The organism is Streptomyces sp. SID13031, from assembly GCF_010548305.1.
Lineage (GTDB): Bacteria > Actinomycetota > Actinomycetes > Propionibacteriales > Kribbellaceae > Kribbella.
This window is the reverse complement of the sequence record NZ_JAAGLV010000005.1, coordinates 127,869-144,746: the sequence shown is the minus strand read 5'-3', so window position 1 is coordinate 144,746 and position 16,878 is coordinate 127,869. Positions and strand designations below refer to the sequence as shown.

General features: G+C 64.9%; 4 protein-coding genes. 1 reads left to right on the top strand and 3 read right to left on the bottom strand.

Going from position 1 to position 16,878, the window contains the following annotated elements:
- Positions 1-21: 21 nt before the first annotated feature.
- From G3I17_RS12610 to G3I17_RS12600, 3 genes are read right to left on the bottom strand one after another with little or no spacing between them, the layout of a single operon-like run.
- Positions 22-3,975 carry a non-ribosomal peptide synthetase gene (locus tag G3I17_RS12610; RefSeq protein ID WP_164596176.1) on the bottom strand — a complete coding sequence of 1,318 codons (3,954 nt, stop codon included), beginning with the start codon at positions 3,973-3,975 and terminating at the stop codon, positions 22-24.
- A 2-nt stretch (positions 3,976-3,977) separates the two neighbouring features.
- The gene (locus tag G3I17_RS12605; RefSeq protein WP_164596175.1) at positions 3,978-10,592 is read right to left on the bottom strand and encodes a non-ribosomal peptide synthetase; all 6,615 of its coding nucleotides are present in this window, start codon (positions 10,590-10,592) and stop codon (positions 3,978-3,980) included.
- On the bottom strand, positions 10,567-10,866 hold the full coding sequence (locus tag G3I17_RS12600) for a hypothetical protein (RefSeq protein ID WP_164596174.1): 300 nt from the start codon (positions 10,864-10,866) through the stop codon (positions 10,567-10,569). The genes G3I17_RS12605 and G3I17_RS12600 overlap by 26 nt, the downstream gene beginning before the upstream one ends.
- Here G3I17_RS12600 and G3I17_RS12595 point away from each other — a divergent pair.
- Positions 10,750-16,797 (top strand): non-ribosomal peptide synthetase, encoded by a 6,048-nt coding sequence (locus G3I17_RS12595; protein ID WP_239062498.1) that lies wholly within the window; start codon positions 10,750-10,752, stop codon positions 16,795-16,797. The genes G3I17_RS12600 and G3I17_RS12595 overlap by 117 nt on opposite strands.
- Positions 16,798-16,878 lie beyond the last annotated feature (81 nt).

The following is a 16,878-nucleotide window of genomic DNA, read 5'->3' as shown; positions in this document are numbered from 1 at the left end:
CTCTCGCCGGGTAGATGAAGGTCAGATGGAGTCACACCACTGCGATGCTTCGACCAGGGTCTTCGCCAACTCTGGAGCGAACGCCTCGATGTTGCTCCCGTTCATCACGGTTACGTGGTTGCCGGGGGCGTCGATCACGCGCAGACGGCCACCTGCGGGCATCGACCAGCCGAGCTGCGGATCCGGGTCCGGGTTCTGTTCGGCGCGAACCAACGTCGTACGAGGTGGCAACTGACGTGGCCGGTAGGCCCGGTAGGCCTCATTGCAGGCCGCGTAGACGGCGAGGAACCGGTCCAGATCGGCGACCTCGAAACCGGGCGGCAGCGTACCGGCCGATCTGCCGAGCTCCACCACGTGATTCACGCGATCGTCCGGAGCGACGGCCGAAAGTTCCGCGGCACTCAGCCCCGCGACGTGGCCGTTGCTGATGAACTGCGCCACTCCCGAGAGGAAGGCGGGGTCCTGCGGATCCATGGTGCGCGGTGATGCGTCGTTGGTGCCGGTATCGACCATGATCAACTCGGCTACCTCTTCACCCAGGTCGATGAGCTGGTTCGCTATCTCCAGCGCCACCATGCCGCCGAACGACCAGCCGGCAACGATGTAGGGCCCAGCCGGCTGCTGAGTACGAATCGCCTCGGTGTAGGTCGAAGCCATCCGCTGGAGGTCGCCGATCGGCTCTTGATCTCGTTCCAGTCCCCGGGCCTGCAACCCGTACATGGGGAAGTCCGAACCGATGCGCTCAGCGATGGGCACGTACGACAAGACATTTCCGCCGGCAGCGTGAACCCAGAAGGATGCCTGCCGGTCACCCGAGGGCTGGATTGGGACCAGGCTGGTCCACTCGATCTCGCCATCGCTGCGGAGCATCGCGGCAATGGTCTCGATCGTCCCGCCGCCGAGCAGCGAAGACAGTGGCAATGCTCGTCCGAAGGCCTTCTTCAACTGCGCCATCATCCGAACCGCGAGGATCGAGTGTCCGCCGAGTTCGAAGAAGGGCGTGCGGACGTCGATGACGTCCAGCCCGAGGAGACCCTTCCAGATGACGGCCACCCGCAACTCCACGACGTCGCGCGGCGCGATGTTCTCCGCCTGGTGACCACGGTCCGCCGAGAGCTCGGGCTGGGGCAGACTGCCACGATCGATCTTGCCGTTGACCGTCTGCGGGACCGCATCGATACGTACGAAGTGATCGGGAACCATATGGAGCGGTAGTTGGACCGCGAGATTCGTCGTGAGCCGTTCGATCAAGGCGGACCAGACTGCCTCGGGGTCGGGCACCACATATCCCACCAGGCGTTCGTCATCCACCGCACGCTGCCAGCGGCCCACGAGGCAGTCCTTCACCTGAGGATCACGCCGAAGGGCGGTTTCGATTTCGGCGGGCTCGATCCGGTAACCACGGACTTTCAGCTGGTCGTCGTTGCGACCGAGATACACGAGGTCCCCGCTGGGCAGCTTGCGGACCAGGTCTCCGGTGCGATACAGGCGGGTTGGTGCGTCAGTGTCGCCACCGGGTCCGAAGCGCTGCTCGGTAAGGTCCGCACGCCCGAAATACCCATCGGCCAGACAGACGCCGCCGATGAAGAGCTCTCCGGTGACGCCATCCACAACCGCATCACCTCGCTCATCCAAGACATGCAGCACCGCACCCGGTATCGCGGTGCCGATCGGAATCCGGCCGGCCAGATCCTGTTCAGCCTTGACCTCATGGACGCAGCAGCCGACCGTCGCCTCAGTCGGACCGTACTCGTTCAGAACGACCGTCTGCGGGCTGATTGCCCACCATGCCCGGACGACGTCCTCCGGCAGTTGCTCTCCCCCGACCACCAAGCAGCTGATCTGGCCTTGGGGGGGCCTGGCCTCGCAAGCCGCCACCAGCATCCGCAGATGGGAGGGTGTGACTTTGACGAAGTCGAACGAGCGCCCCTGCGCCAACAGTTCGGCGACGCCGTCGATGCCTTGCCGACTGGAGATCAGGTCGACCGGCCGCCCAGCCGCAAGTGGCGCGAAGAGACTTGTGATGGTCAAGTCGAAGCCGATCGAGCTGTAGAGGGGCGCTCCGCCGGCGCCGAAACACAAGTAGGTCTCGACTGACCAGTCCAGGTAGTTGGCCAGCGACCGATGCGAGACGACCACTCCCTTGGGCTCACCTGTGGAGCCGGAGGTGAACAGCAGATACGCGGTGCTGTCCAGATCGATGTCCGGCAGCGGCAGTGCCCGGGCGGGAAGCTTTTCGCCCTCCCGTCGCAACGTGGCAGGGGTGACGCCACGGATGGGGTCGGCTGCCGAACTGACGATCATCAGGTCCACCGCGGCGGTCTGGAGGATCCGATCGACGCGCTGATCGGCAGCACGATGATCGACCGGAACGAACGCGGCACCTGCCCGCATCACGCCGATGATCGACTCCAGCAGCCCAGGTTCGTGATCCAGCGTCACGGCGACCCGGCAGCCGGCGCCGATCCCTCGTCCGTGCAGTGCCGCGGCGATCAACGATGCGCCCGCATCGAGTTCGGCGAACGTCTGCAGGTCATCGCCGTGCCGTAACGCCACAGCATTCGGCGATCGCAGGACTGCGGCGTCGAAACTCGCCAACACGCTGACCAAGGGGCGACTTGGCGTCGGTTGGGACGTGATTGGACGGCGGATCCGGGTGGCGTGCAGGAGCGCCCCGACGCAGGCCTCGGCGTCGGCGCCGATCAGGCTGTCGAGCAACTCCGTCAGCTGGTCGGCCGCCCAGGCGATGTCGGCGGCCGCGAAGCGGCCCGTATCGAAAACGAACCGCAGCTGCAACGACTCACCCGGAACGACGGTGAGATTCAGTGGATAGACCGTCCGGTCGTACGCTCGCGCCTCGCTGAGTCTCAAAGCCGGGTCCGGCGACCCGAGGGAACGATCGAACGGGTAGTTCTCCACCGTCACGAAAGTGGAGAAGATCGGCTCGCCGACCGGAAGGTCGCTCCAGCGCTGGACCTGGGCCAGCGAGCTGTGCTGGAAGACGCCGACCGCGGAGATCTTGTCCTGCACCTGCCGGACCCAGGCCGTGGGAGACAGCGAGTCGTCGACGAAGACCCTGACCGGCAGCACATTGACGAAGTTGCCGACGATCTGCGACACGTCCTCCAGATCGGCCGGCCGGCCGGCCATCGTGACGCCGTAGACGAGATCTCGTGAGCCGGTGAGGCGATGCAGGAGCAGCAGATACGCGGCATGCAGAACGCTGCTGACCGTGACCTTCTGGCGCCGGGCCCACGACTCCAGAGCCGCGGTCCGATCAGGGGGAAGGGTCACCCGGAATTCGCTGTCGGCGAATCCGGTCCGCCAGTCGGTGGAGAGCAGTCGCCGGTCGATACCGAGATAGGAACACTCGGTGAATCCGGCGAGCTCGCGGGTCCAGAATGCCTCAGTCTCTGCGGCATCTCGTCCGGCTACCCACTCCGAGTAGGTGTGGAAGCCGGTCGCCGCGGTGGCCTGGAATTCGTTGTCGCGATAGAAGCGGAAGATCTCCTGGAACAGCACCCCCAGGCTCCAGCCGTCGATCACCAGGTGATGGATGGTCAGAACGAACAGCCATTCGTTCGGCCCGGTCTGCAGCAGACTCGCCCGATGGAGCCCGGGCCTTGCGAGATCGAGACCATGGTTCCGGTCGTCGGCCAGCCACTCCTCGACGATCTGCGGCGACTCGCCGACCAGGTCGACGGTCTGCCAGTCAGCGGTCAGATCCCTGACCACGACCTGTAGGGGATGCTCGAGGCCTTCCCATCGAAAGCAGCTACGCAAGGAGTCATGCCGTTGGACGCCGGCCTGCCAAGCCTGTCGCAATCGCTCCGGGTCAAGAACGCCCTCGAGACGGATGGTGAGCTGGTTCAGGTACGCCGGCGAGTCGGGCGTATAGAGGGCGTGGAAGAACATTCCCTCCTGACCAGGGGTCAGGGGGAAGAGGTTCTCCAGATTCGACTTCTGGCGTACCACGGTCAGAGTCCTTCCATCAGTTCGTCGAGAACCGACTGATCCAGATCGGCCAAAGGGAAATCCGCGGGCACGAGCGAGTGGCCCGAGGTGGTCAGGCAGAAGGTGCAGATCTTCTCGATCCACGCCGCCCAGCTGTCTGCCACCAAGGCGACCTGCTCGGGCGTGATGCGGTCCGCGCGGTAGTCCCAACGAACATGGACCCGGTTCGCCAACGTGAACGCAGTGATGTTGAGTGCGAGCCCACCATCGGCCGGCAGGCTGGCATGGTCTCCCAGGGCGTGCGTGGACAGACTGATGCCTTCCACCGAGGACTGCAACGCATCGAAGCGGCCGAGGTAGTTGAAGCGGACATCAGCGCCGCCTTTCAGATCCTCGCCGGCGAGGTACCGCAAGGCCCCGTGCCCCTGACCAGAGCCAGGCAGCCGGCGCACTGCGTCCTTGGTGACCTGGAGGAGCTGCTCCGTCTCAGGCGATGCCCGAAGCAGGATCGGGTAGAGACTGGTGAACCAGCCGATCGTGCGATCGAGCACGTGACCTTCTGCGATCGCGTCACGACCATGGTGCTCCAGCTCGACGACGAGCTCGCGCTGAGCCGAATCGCCGAGGACGGCCGCAACCAGTGCGGCGATCATCACCTCCACCGGCTCTACTCCATAGCCGCCAGGCACCTCCCGTAGAACAGACTCGGCAAGGCTCTCGGACAACACACTGGAATGGATCTGCCGTACTGGCGTCCCGGCCGGTTCCAGCCACGGTATGCCGCGGCCGGCCTGCTCCTGCCAGTAAGCGAGCTGCCGCTTGGCCGGCACAGAGCCGGACCACTGCTGTAGCGACTCGACCCAGTCACCGTATGACGTCGTCTTGGCAGGGAGCGGGATCGCTTCGTCGGCGGGTGTTCTCAGACCACGCAGGAGGTCATCGAGCAGCACATTCCAGGAGTAGCCATCCATGCACAAGTGATGGCCGACGAGGAACAGTTTGCCCGTCCCGTCCGCCAGGCCGATCCAGACGGCGCGGAAGACCGGTCCCGCGCTGACGTCGATGGTTCCGTGCGTCGCGCTGACGATGGCCTCGATCTCGTCGGCCGTGGGGTGGGCGGTGTCGATGCTCACCCGGCTGACCGTCGATGCCGTAGCTGCCGGGCCGTAAGCCTGACTCCATCGCCCGGCACGCTGAGTGAAGCGCGCTCGAAGCATGTCGTGATGGCTCACCAGGGCGTCGACGGCCCGCTGTAGCACTGTCTCCCCAGGGTCGGCGGCGAAGTCGAGCATGAGCGACTGCGGGAAGCGGTTGACGTCTCCGAGCCCTAGTTCGAACATCCATTGCTGGATCGGCGCCAGTGGGATGTCGCCCGCCAGTACGTCCTGACTGGTTGTCCCGGATTCCGATTCAGCAGCGGCTACCGAAAGTACGGACCGGACGGTCTGGTGATCGAAAAGATCCTTGGGACCGATGCCGATACCGGCCTCCCGGGCGCGCACGACCACCTGAATACTGGTGATCGAGTCACCGCCGATGTCGAAGAAGTTCTCGTCCGGTCCGACGGTCTCCAGGCCCAGCACGGCAGCCCAGATCGCTGTCAGCGTTCCGAGCCGTCCATCTTCCTCGACTGGATCCGGTTGATCGACCGGGGAGCCGGCTTGCCAGACCGGGTCCGGCAGGCCGTTGCGATCGATCTTCCCGGTGGATTGCCTCGGCAACTCGGCGAGCGCCTGGATGGAGGCGGGGACCATGTACTCGGGCAGACTGATGCGCAGATGCCGGCGGAGCTCACCGGCCAGGTTCAGCAACTGTTCCGCCGGCGCCGGCGTGATGTAGGCGGCCAGCCGGGAGATTCCCTGGTCATCGGTGCGCAACACGACCGCTGCGGTACCGACGGCAGGGTGGACCGCCAGCGCGCGCTCGATCTCGCCCAGTTCGATCCGGTATCCCCGCAGCTTCACCTGATCATCGCTGCGGCCTAGGAACTCCAGAAGTCCGTCGGAGCGTTGCCGCACGCGGTCACCGCTGCGATACAGAGTTTCACCCGACCAGTCGATGAATCGCTCTCGGTTCAGATCCGGTTGGTTGAGATAGCCGAGCGCGACGGCATCGCCGCCGACGCACAGCTCACCTGGTATCAACGGCGCAACCGGGCGCCCGTCGTCGTCCATCACCCAGACCTTGCGGTCCCCGATCGGCCGGCCGATCGGCACCGAGGTCCAGTCCCGCGGCACGTCAGGTGGAATCACCTGACAGGTGGTGAACACCGTGCATTCCGAGGGACCGTAGCCGTTGATCAGCCTGCTCTGCGGATAGAGGCGGCGGAAAGCGCGGACGTGCCGCAGCGAGGCCGCTTCGCCGCCGATCAGAACCTGCTGGAAGCCCGCCAGCGCGGCCGGGTCCGCATCGACGATCGCGTTGAAGAACGCCGCGGTCAGCCAAACTGTGTCCGCACCCCCGTGTGCCTGATGGCGAGCGAGATCCTCTGGCCCCGAGATACCCGCGGGGACGAAGTGGCATCGTCCGCCGGACAGCACCATCGACCAGAACTCGAGGGTCAGTGCATCCCAGGAGGTCGACGAATGGGCGAGGAACGTGGTGCCGGGACCGAAATCGGCATAATCCACGTCACGCCAGAATCCGGCGATGCTGCGATGCGGCACCAGGGTGCCCTTGGGGGTGCCCGTCGATCCGGACGTATATGTCACATACGCGACGTCGTCCGGTCCGGGCCCCTGGACGGAGGGCTCGAGGGTGGCAGTCCGGTCGATCTCGTCCAGGTCGACGACGTCGATTCCAGTCCTGCTCGCGTGGTCCAGATCGTGTTCGTTGGTCACGATGACCTTGCAGCCGGCATCCGCGATGATGAAGTCGATCCGGGAATCGGGAAGAGCTCCGTCGATGCAGACGTACGCGCCGCCGAGTTTGACCACACCCAGAACTGCTGCCGCCAGGTCGAGACCTCGGCCGAGCATCAGTCCGACCAGGTCGCCGGGCCCGACTCCCGCCGTACGCAAGGCCGCCGCGACGGCATCCGAGCCGCGATCGAGTTCAGCGAATGACCAGGTCTTGTCGCCTGCGGACACTGCAGGTGCCGACGGCGTATTGCGAACCACCTCGCGGAAGAGAGCCGGGACAGTCGTCGCGGACCTGACTGCTTCACCGCTGGTGAGTGCGACGACGGTGTCCGTCGGTATCGGCAACGGCTCGGTCGTAGCGGTGGTCCTGTCGACCAGCGAGTCCAGCGCCTTCGTCAGGCGTTCCAGGAGAGCCCCGACCGTAGCCGGGTCGATCACCGAGGTGGCATGGTCGAGTTGAAGTTCGATCTGACCGGATCGCTCTGTGGCGACCAGGCGGAGGTCGTACATCGACATGCCGGTGTCCAGCGACAGCGGCTCTACCTCGATTCCCGGTAGCGCCACCGTCGGCATCGGGGCGTTGTGCAGGACGAAGGCCACCTGCGTCAGTGGAAGGGCAGCAAGGCTACGTGGGATCTTCAGGGCGTCGACGATGCGATCTATGGGCACGCCGACCGCGGTCATGGCCTCGAGAGTGGCATCGCGAACGTCGCGGACCAGGTCGGCGAACGGCAGGCGGGAATCGAACCGGACGGCAATCGGCAATGTGTTGACGAAGACACCGACCATCCCTTCCAGCTCTGGCCGGCTACGGTTGGCACTTGGCGAGGCGATGACCATCTCGTCGCTTGCGCCGTGCCGGTGAAGTAGCGCGGCATAGGCGGCAAGGAGGACCGAGTGGACCGTTGCACCACATTCTCGAGCCAGCCGTCCGACTGCCGCCGTGACCTCAACGCCGAGGGTCGATCGAACCGTCCCGCCCGCAACCACCTGCTGATCGGGGCGGGCGCGATCGAGGATGATCGATGTCGATGTCGGATAGGCCGCTAGCCGGCCCGTCACGTCGGCCAGTTGGCGCTCGAATACCTGACTGTTCGTTTGCTGCCGCTCGGCGAGAGCAGCAGCACGGTAGCTCGCGACTGCCGGAAGTGAGTCTCTTTCGCCGCGATGCTCAGCGGCGTAGATTTCCATCACCTCGGCCGCGATGATTCCCATCGACCAGCCGTCCGTACAGATGTGGTGCATACACAGATAGAGAAGATGCTCAGACTCCCCGAGCTGGAAGAGTTCGAAGCGGAACAACGGCGCACTGCGCAAGGTGAACGGCTCGACGAACGAACCGTGCATCAGTTCGCGGGCGATATTGAGCCGGGCTGCCGCTGTCTCACCATCGACGTCGGTGACGGGTAGCTCCACTCGCACCGCGTCCAGAACCCGTTGTACCGGGCGACCGTCCGACTCGGCGAAAACGGTACGCAGCGGCTCGTGCCGATCAACCACGCGCTGGAGTGCGCTTCTCACCAATGCGGGGCTGACCGGCCCGATCAGCGTGTACGCCGCTTGGATGTGATGCTCGGGTCCACTGGTTCCGAGCCGGTCCTGGAACCACAATCGTTCCTGGGCGAACGACAGCGGCCATTCCGCGGGGACGTCGACCCGGGCGACGGCGTCGTCGGTACCAGGCCCTTCGCTGACCCTGGCGGCAAGCCCGGCGACTGTCGGGGCTTCGAAGATGTCCCGCAAAGTCACCTGGAGACCTGATGCGCGCAGGCGGGTGACCACCTGGTTTGCCATCAGCGAGTGCCCGCCGAGATCGAAGAAGTTCGCGTTGGCCCGGATGTCCCGCCGATCCAGAACAAGGCCGAACACCGCGGCGATCGCAGCTTCTTTCCCGTCCTGGGGACGGTCACCGTCGTCAGGACGGGCAATCAACGGCGCGCTGGTACTTCGTAGCGCGACTCTGTCGATCTTCCCGCTCGGGGTAAGGGGGAAGTCTTGTAGGACCAGGCACGCGGTGGGCACCATCACGGCGGGGAGCAGCTGAGCGCATCGCGCGAACAAGGCGGAGACGTCGAGCTGCGAGCGGTGCGCAGGCCGGGTGAAGGCGGCCAGACGCTCATGGCCGGGTGTGTCGCCCTGCACCAGGACGACGACGTCAGCGACCTCGGTGTCGGCGCGAAGCACCGCCTCGATCTCTCCCAGCTCGATGCGGTGGCCCCGGAGCTTGATCTGGGAATCGCGCCTTCCGTGGAACCGCAGTGCTCCGTCCGCATCGAAGGCGGCCAGGTCACCCGTGCGGTAGACACGTCCCGAGCCGGCGAACGGATCAGACGTGAATTTGGCAGCGGTCAGCTGCGGCTGGTTCAGGTAGCCGTCTGCGACTCCGGCGCCACCGATCCAGAGCTCGCCGATCGAGCCGGGTGGCAGGCGATTGCCGTCGTCATCAACGACGTACACAACCTCACCTGCGAACGGCCGGCCGATCGTCACTGCGTGCTCGACGGATGACGTGAGCTCGCAGAACGTGCTCCAGATGGTCGTCTCAGTCGGCCCGTAGACATTCCAGACGCGACCGGACCGGTTTCGTAGCTGCTCGGCCAGGTCGGGAGCCAACTCTTCACCGCCGCACAGGACTTTCAGTTCTGCAGTGCAGCGCCACCCGGACTCGACGACAGCTCGCCACATCGTCGGGGTGGCCTGGGCGACGGCGAGCCCGCCCTGATCGAGCCGTGCTGCGACAGCCGCAGGATCCTCGGCCACTTCGGCCGAGGCGAGCTCCACGATTCCGCCGTGACACAGCGGAAGGAACAGCTCGAGGGCAGCGATATCGAACGACGGTGTCGTCAGTGCGAGCCAGGTCTCCCCCGGTGCGAGCCGCACGATGTCTTGCGCGGAGACCATCATCTGCAGCAACGCGCTCTGACCGACCTGAACGCCTTTCGGGCTGCCGGTCGAGCCTGAGGTGAAGATGACGTACGCCGCAGCCGCCGGTTCCCAGAGCTGCCCCTGCTCACTCATCGGGTCTTCCGAGCGGCAGTGCTCAACGACGATCGTTTGGTGGTCCTCGGTCCTGAACGAGTCCGAGGACCCGGTGATGAGCAGCTTCGCGCCCAACTGCTCCAGGACCAGGCGATTGCGGGACTCCGGAGCCTTCGCGTCGATCGGAACGTACGTCCCACCGGCACGCATCACGCCAAGCAATGCGGCCAGCAACCCGGCATCGCGATCCGTACTCACCGGGATCAGGTCACCAGTGCGGCAGCCGGCTGCCCTGAGCGCTGAGGCTACCTGGGTGACCCAGGCATCAAGAACGCCGTAGGTCCAATCACCATGGCGGTCCCTGCAGGCGATCGCGTCAGGATCCTTGGCGGCGCGGTGACGGAACATCGCTTCCACCGTGGCGGGTGTGGTGAGTGACATACGAATGAGTACCCCTCGGACCGATCGGAGACATGACGTGGAACTGGCTTCACGCAGCTTCCACGAATTGCAGTTCGCAGCGAACGCCTCAATGCGTTCTGAACCTCGGCGACGACCAGCGAAATGCAGGTGCCGGATAATTTCGGTGCCGATACGGCCCGCCCTCCGGACGAGAGTAGGTGCTGAACAATCAGTAGTCCAACTTTTTGCACGTTCCTGCAACCGCGCCAGGTCGGCGCGCTGAATATGAGCTAGCTCACGTTGCTTCCGGGTCTGGGCCATGGCACCGTTCAGGGCTGCACCGGTGGAAAAGCGGACCCGTCCAACCGCGTCAGATATACCCATCAATGCTTTCACGTGCCAACTCTGAACTCAGTGCGATGGCGCCCTTAAGGTTTTCGGGCGAGCGTCTCGAATAGAATGGCAGGTCAGGATCAGTACCAACGAAACCTCGACTGGTGAGCATTCGGGACCGTATTCGGCACTCCGCCCACAGCAGCACGGAATCTGGTTTCTGGAGCATCTCTTTCCAGGTACAGCCGCGAACAACATCAGCTTTCGCGGCTGGCTCGAGGGCCCCCTTGACGGCGCCGCGTTCGGCCGCGCCGTCAAGACCTTCGGTGAGCGCCATACGATGTTGCGAGTCGGTATCGTGGCTGGTGCTGACGGTCCGCGTCATGCCGTCGGGACTGCATCACTCTGCCTCGGCGACGCCGTTGCGGCCACCGATGCGGAGGCACTGGCACGCAGCGACGAACTGATCCGGACACCATTCGATCTGACGATGGCTCCGATGGCGCGGATTACGCTGACACAACTGAGGCCGGACCGCCATCTGCTCACCTTCGTCGCCCATCATCTGATCTGCGACGGCACCTCACTCGGCATCGCCATGCGTGAACTGGGGGCCCTGTATGCGGCCGAATCGACCGGTGAGACGAACCCGCTCGGCCAGTCCGCGCCGTCCTTCTTGGACCGCTCCAACACCGATGCCGCTCCGGCAGACCTTGCCTGGTGGCGCGGGCAACTGGACGGGGCGGACCCCCTCGACCTGCCGACTGATCGACCCCGCGCGCCCGGCCGCGGTCACGGCGGCGACGCGGTTCCGATCCAACTCTCCGTCGAGTTGTCATCGTCGATCCGCGCACTCGCCCGGCAGTCGGTCGTCACTCCGTTCGTCGTCATCCTGGCCGCATTTCAGGCGGTGCTGCACCGATTCACCGGCCAGCCGGACATCACCATCGGCGCACCACATGCCGGCCGCAATCGCGACAATCGCGAGGTCATCGGCATGTACGCCAACATGTTGCCGTACCGGGCAATGATGGATGCGGGCCAGACATTTCAGGAACACCTCGCGAATACGCGTTCCGAGGTTCGTGGTGTTCTTGCTCACCAGCACGTTCCATTCGAAAGTCTGGTCCAGGAACTGTCGACTGCCGCTGACCTCAGCCGGAGTCCGGTCTTTCAAGCCGCGCTGGTTTTCCAGAACTTCTCGGTCCCGCTGGACACGTTTCCCGGAGTGGTGCTGATCCCAGTCGAAGTTCCCACGCTTGGCACCCGCTACGACCTCGAACTCGAGCTTTGGGACAGCAATGCGATCAGTGGTCGCCTGATCTTTGCTCCAGACCTCTATGACATCGGAACGGCAGAGGCTATCGCGGACGGATTCCGCACATTTGTCGAGCACGCCGTCCACGCGCCCGCGACGCCGCTGTCGGCTCTCCGAATAATGCCGCCGAAGGCCCGCACCACCTTGGAGGCCTGGTCGACCGGTGGTCAGGCCGATCTTCCCACCGGAGCGGTGCCCGACCTCGTCGACGCCATCGCCGCTGCTCACCCCGGTGCGGTCGCGCTGACCGACGGCTTCCAGGACGTGAGCTATGGAGAGCTGATACAGCGAGCGGAACAGTTCGCCCAGCGACTTTTGCGGGCCGGGGTTTCACCAGGCTCCCGCGTTGCCCTCTGTGCCTATCGGTCGATCGATGTCGTCATCGCACAGTTGGGCGTCCTCAAGGCCGGTGCAGCGTACGTGCCCATTGATCCGGCTTACCCGGAAGACCGCATCGCCTTCATGTTTGCTGACGCCGACGTCGCACTGATCGCGGTTCAGGCGAGTCTGTCTGGCCGGTTCTCCCAGTATGGGCGGCCTATGTTGGTGCTGGACGCAGCGGCAGTCGACAACGACTGCTCACCACCGATCGGGCTCCCTGCGGTCCGTCCTGAAGATCTCATGTACGTCCTGTACACCTCCGGAACGACCGGGCGCCCCAAGGGCGTCATGGTGGAGCATCGCAACGTCGTACGCCTGGTGTCGTCTGCCGACTACATCAGCCTCAGCGGGGAGTGCGTCCTGCTCTACTGCTCGCTGGCGTTCGATGTCTCGACCTTCGAGATCTGGGGCCCCCTCGCCAACGGCGGCCGGGTGGCTATTCCCCCCGCGCACCACTTGTCCGCACAAGAGCTGGCCGACTGGGTGCGGCGCCTCGGCGTGACGACGATGTGGTTGACGGCTGGGCTCTTTACCCAGGTAGCCGATGCGGGCGTAGATCTTTCCGGCGTCCGCCAACTGCTGGCAGGTGGCGACATCGTGCCACCGGAGCAATGCCGCAAGATCCTCCGAGCAAATCCCGAGATGAGACTCTTCAACGGCTACGGACCTACTGAAGCCACCGTCTTCGCCACCAGTCACCAGATTACGGCGACCGATCTCGACAGCGGCTCGGTGCCGATCGGACGACCGATCGGCCACACGACCACCTGGGTGCTCGACCCCGCGATGAACGCGGTGCCGGTCAGCGCCGTCGGCGAGCTGTACATCGGTGGCGACGCCGTTGCCCGCGGCTATTTGAACCAGCCGGATCTGACGGCTGAGCGCTTTGTTCCGGACCGGTTCTCAGGTGTCCCGGACGCCAGGCTCTACCGGACCGGGGACATGGTCCGGTGGCGGCCCGACGGTGTGCTGCAATTCCTCGGCCGGATGGACCGCCAGGTCAAGGTGCGTGGCTTCCGCATCGAGCTCGGCGAGGTGGAGGCGACCCTCGCGGGTCACCCGCAGGTGGGGGAAGTCACCGTCCTGGTTCGAGAGGACCGGTCTGGAGACAAACGACTCGTGGCCTATGTGTCTTCAGACGGGCTGCTTGACACCTCGGACCTGCGTCGGCACGCCGCCACACTGATGCCCGAATACATGGTTCCCGCCTCGATCGTAGTTCTCGACCGTTTGCCCCTCACAGCGAACGGCAAACTGGATCGCAAGGCTCTGCCCATGCCCGAGTATGCCCCGAAAGCCTCGACGATCGCGGCGAGGTCGCCGCTCGAAACCGTCTTGTGCGGCCTTTTCGAGCAGGTCCTCGGCGTCACGGGAGTAGGTATCGAGGACGACTTCTTCGCCCTGGGCGGACACTCGCTCCTTGCGACCCGTCTGATCAGTGCCATCCGCGATGCGCTGGGTGTGGATGTGTCCATTCGCGCGGTCTTCGAGGCACCGACGGTGGAGACGCTTGCCCTGCGGGTCGAAGCGACAGGGCTGCTCGAAGAAGCGGGGTCGCGCCGTCCCGCGCTGACAGCCACGATTGCCAGGCCGTCCCAGGTGCCGCTTTCGTTCGGCCAGCAACGCCTGCACTTCCTCCGGCAACTGGAGGGCCCCACCCCCGCCTACAACATCCCGGTCTCGATCCGGCTGCATGGGGCTCTGGATCCCGACGCCCTCGAATCCGCTCTGGGCGATGTGGTTGCCCGGCACGAAGCTCTACGCACGGTCATCGGCGGAACCCTGGAGCTACCCTGTCAAATAGTGCTGGACGTTCCTGATCCCCAGTCACTGCTGACCCGGAAGTCGGTCACCGAGGACAGCCTCGCCGCGCACCTCGATGCGGCGGCACATCAGCTGATCAATCTCTCGACCGACCTGCCAGTTCATGCCTGGCTGTTCGCGGTGCGGCCGGATTATCACGTTGTCAGCCTTGTCCTTCACCACATCGCCGGCGACGGGTGGTCGATGTCCATCTTGGGCCGCGACCTGTCGATCGCCTATGCCGCAAGGTACGGGGGCACAGCGCCGCAGTGGCCCGAGTTACCCGTCCAGTACGCCGATTTCGCCATCTGGCAGCGATCGCTGCTCGACACTGCGAACGGCGTTGTGCGAACTCAACTCGAGCACTGGACCACCGCATTGGCCGGCCTGCCCGAATACCTGACTCTGCCAGGAGCGACAGGCAGCGACGCCGAGCCCACCTACCAGGGCGCCTCGGTTCCATTGGAGATCAGCCCGGACAGTTCGCAGCGCGTCGCCGCACTTGCCGACGCCTGCGGTGTCACCCAGTTCATGGTCATGCAAGCAACCGTGGCGACCTTGCTGATGAAGCTCGGGGCCGGAGCCGACATTCCACTCGGCACACCGGTTGCCGGGCGGACCGAAACGGTACTTCAGGATCTGGTGGGGCTGTTCACCAACACGGTGGTATTGCGAACCGATGTCTCCGGTGATCCGACGCCCCGCGAACTGCTGGCCAGGATTCGCCGGACGGACACGGCCGCATTCGCCAACCAGGATGTCCCTTTCGAACTGCTGGTCCAGACACTCCACCCAAGTCGGACTTCGTCGCGTCATCCGCTCTTTCAGGTGATGTTGTCCTACGACAACAACGCGCCGGCCTCGGTCTCGTTGCCCCACATCGTGGCCGAAGCCGAAGAACTGCCGCTCAACGCCACGAAGTTCGATCTGCAGTTCGCCTTCCGGCAGTCAGGCGAAGGAATCAGCGGAACACTGAAGTACGCGGTGGACCACTTCACGTCAGGGGTTGCTGCCGCGATGGCCCAACAGTGGAGGGATGTGCTGGAGGCCGTCACGGCGGATCCGGACCTTCCGCTGTCCAAACTGGCCGGCAGTGTCGAACCAGCCGATGACGGGCAGGCAGCCCTCGTTCCAGAACCCGCCCAGGGCGAGGACGTTCCCTACCTGGAACCGCGCTCAGCTGTCGAACGGGTGATCGCCGATACCTGGGCGGAGGTGCTGGGACGAGACAGAGTCGGTGTCCACGACAACTTCTTCGGTATCGGCGGGCATTCGCTGATGGCCGTCCGGGTCTCAGGCCGTCTGCGGGGAAGGCTGGAGACCCGGGTTCCAGTACAGATGATCTTCGAGCACCAAACCGTGGCTGAGCTGGCCGAGGCGATCTGTGCGAGCGAGGATTCCGCCGGCCAAGAACCAGAACCGATACCGCTACTGCCGCGATCCGACAGTCCGGGGCAGCTCCTGCCGGCGTCCTCTGGTCAGCAACAGTTGTGGTTCCTCGATCAGCTGGATCCGGCCGGCGGTACGGCCTACAACCTGCCGGCCGCCTTCCGCATCGACGGCCCGCTTGATGTCGCCGCCCTCGAGTCGGCCGTCGCCGGCGTAGTCGAGAGGCATGAGGTGTTGCGCACCAACTTCGTTTCGACCGAGACAGGAGAGCTCCGGACCACACCGTCCCAGACCGGGGCCCCCGACCTCCCTGTCGTTCACCTCGACGGAGCTGGGCGGACGGCCGTGGATCGGCTGATCAGTGCCGAGGGGCGCAGACCGTTCGATCTGGCCAGGGACCGCCTTCTCCGCACCCGGCTGCTTCGAACCGGACGGGATGTGCACGTACTGCTTGTGACGACCCACCACATCGTGGCCGACGGCTGGTCCTTGAACGTTTTCACCCGCGAACTGGCAGCTCTGTATGCGTCGATCGTCGACAAGAGCGCCCCGATTCTGCCCGCACTGCCGGTCCAGTTCGCGGACTTCGCCGCGTGGCAGCACGAGCAGTTGCGCGACGCGGGACGTGATCGGCAGATCTCCTACTGGCGTGAACAACTCCTCGGAGCACCGCCGTCGGCTCTGCCAACCGACCGGCCCCGACCCGAGCGAATGACCTTCACCGGCGACACGACGGTGTTCGAGGTCGAGGACGATCTGGTCTCCGGACTCGAGCGGCTGGCCCGCGAAGAAGGCGCCACCGTGTTCATGGTCTGTCTGGCGGCCTTCTGCATCGCCCTGCGTTCCCAGAGCGGGCAGGACGACATCGTCGTCGGCACCCCGATCGCAGGTCGGGCCCGGCCGGAGGTCGAGTCTCTGATCGGCTACTTCGCCAGCACTATCGCATTGCGGAACGACCTCTCAGGAAGGCCGTCCTTTCGTGAGCTGATCAGGCGCGTCCGCCGGACAAGTCTCGACGGGTTCGCCAACCAGGACGTCACGTTCGAGCGCGTCGTGGAAGTGCTCAGTCCTCCACGTGACCCCGGGCGCAGCCCGGTCTACCAGGTGATGTTCGCCTACCAGAACGCTCCCGGAGCCATCCTCCGGCTCAGTGACGACATCACCCTGACCCGCATCCGGACTGCGCGAACGTCATCGATTCTGGACCTTGCCTTCATCCTCTCCGAGGATGGCCGCGGCGGGTTGCAGGGCAGCGTCGAGTTCAATACGGCGCTCTTCGACCTGTCCACGATGAATCGGCTGGTGTCCCAGTTCATGGGTCTGCTGCCTTCGATACTCGCCCAACCTGACCAGCCGATCGATGGGTCACTGGTGTGACTATTCCTGCCGTCTCACACATCCAGCGCATCCGCACGGGAGCCCGATCCGAACGGCTCCGGGATGTACTGCAGAGCCTGC

What these genes read in the sequence shown, in the direction of transcription:
- G3I17_RS12600 (WP_164596174.1), bottom strand. Translation starts at nt 10,866, where the DNA reads ATGGCGCTCACCGAAGGTCTTGACGGCGCGGCCGAACGCGGCGCCGTC.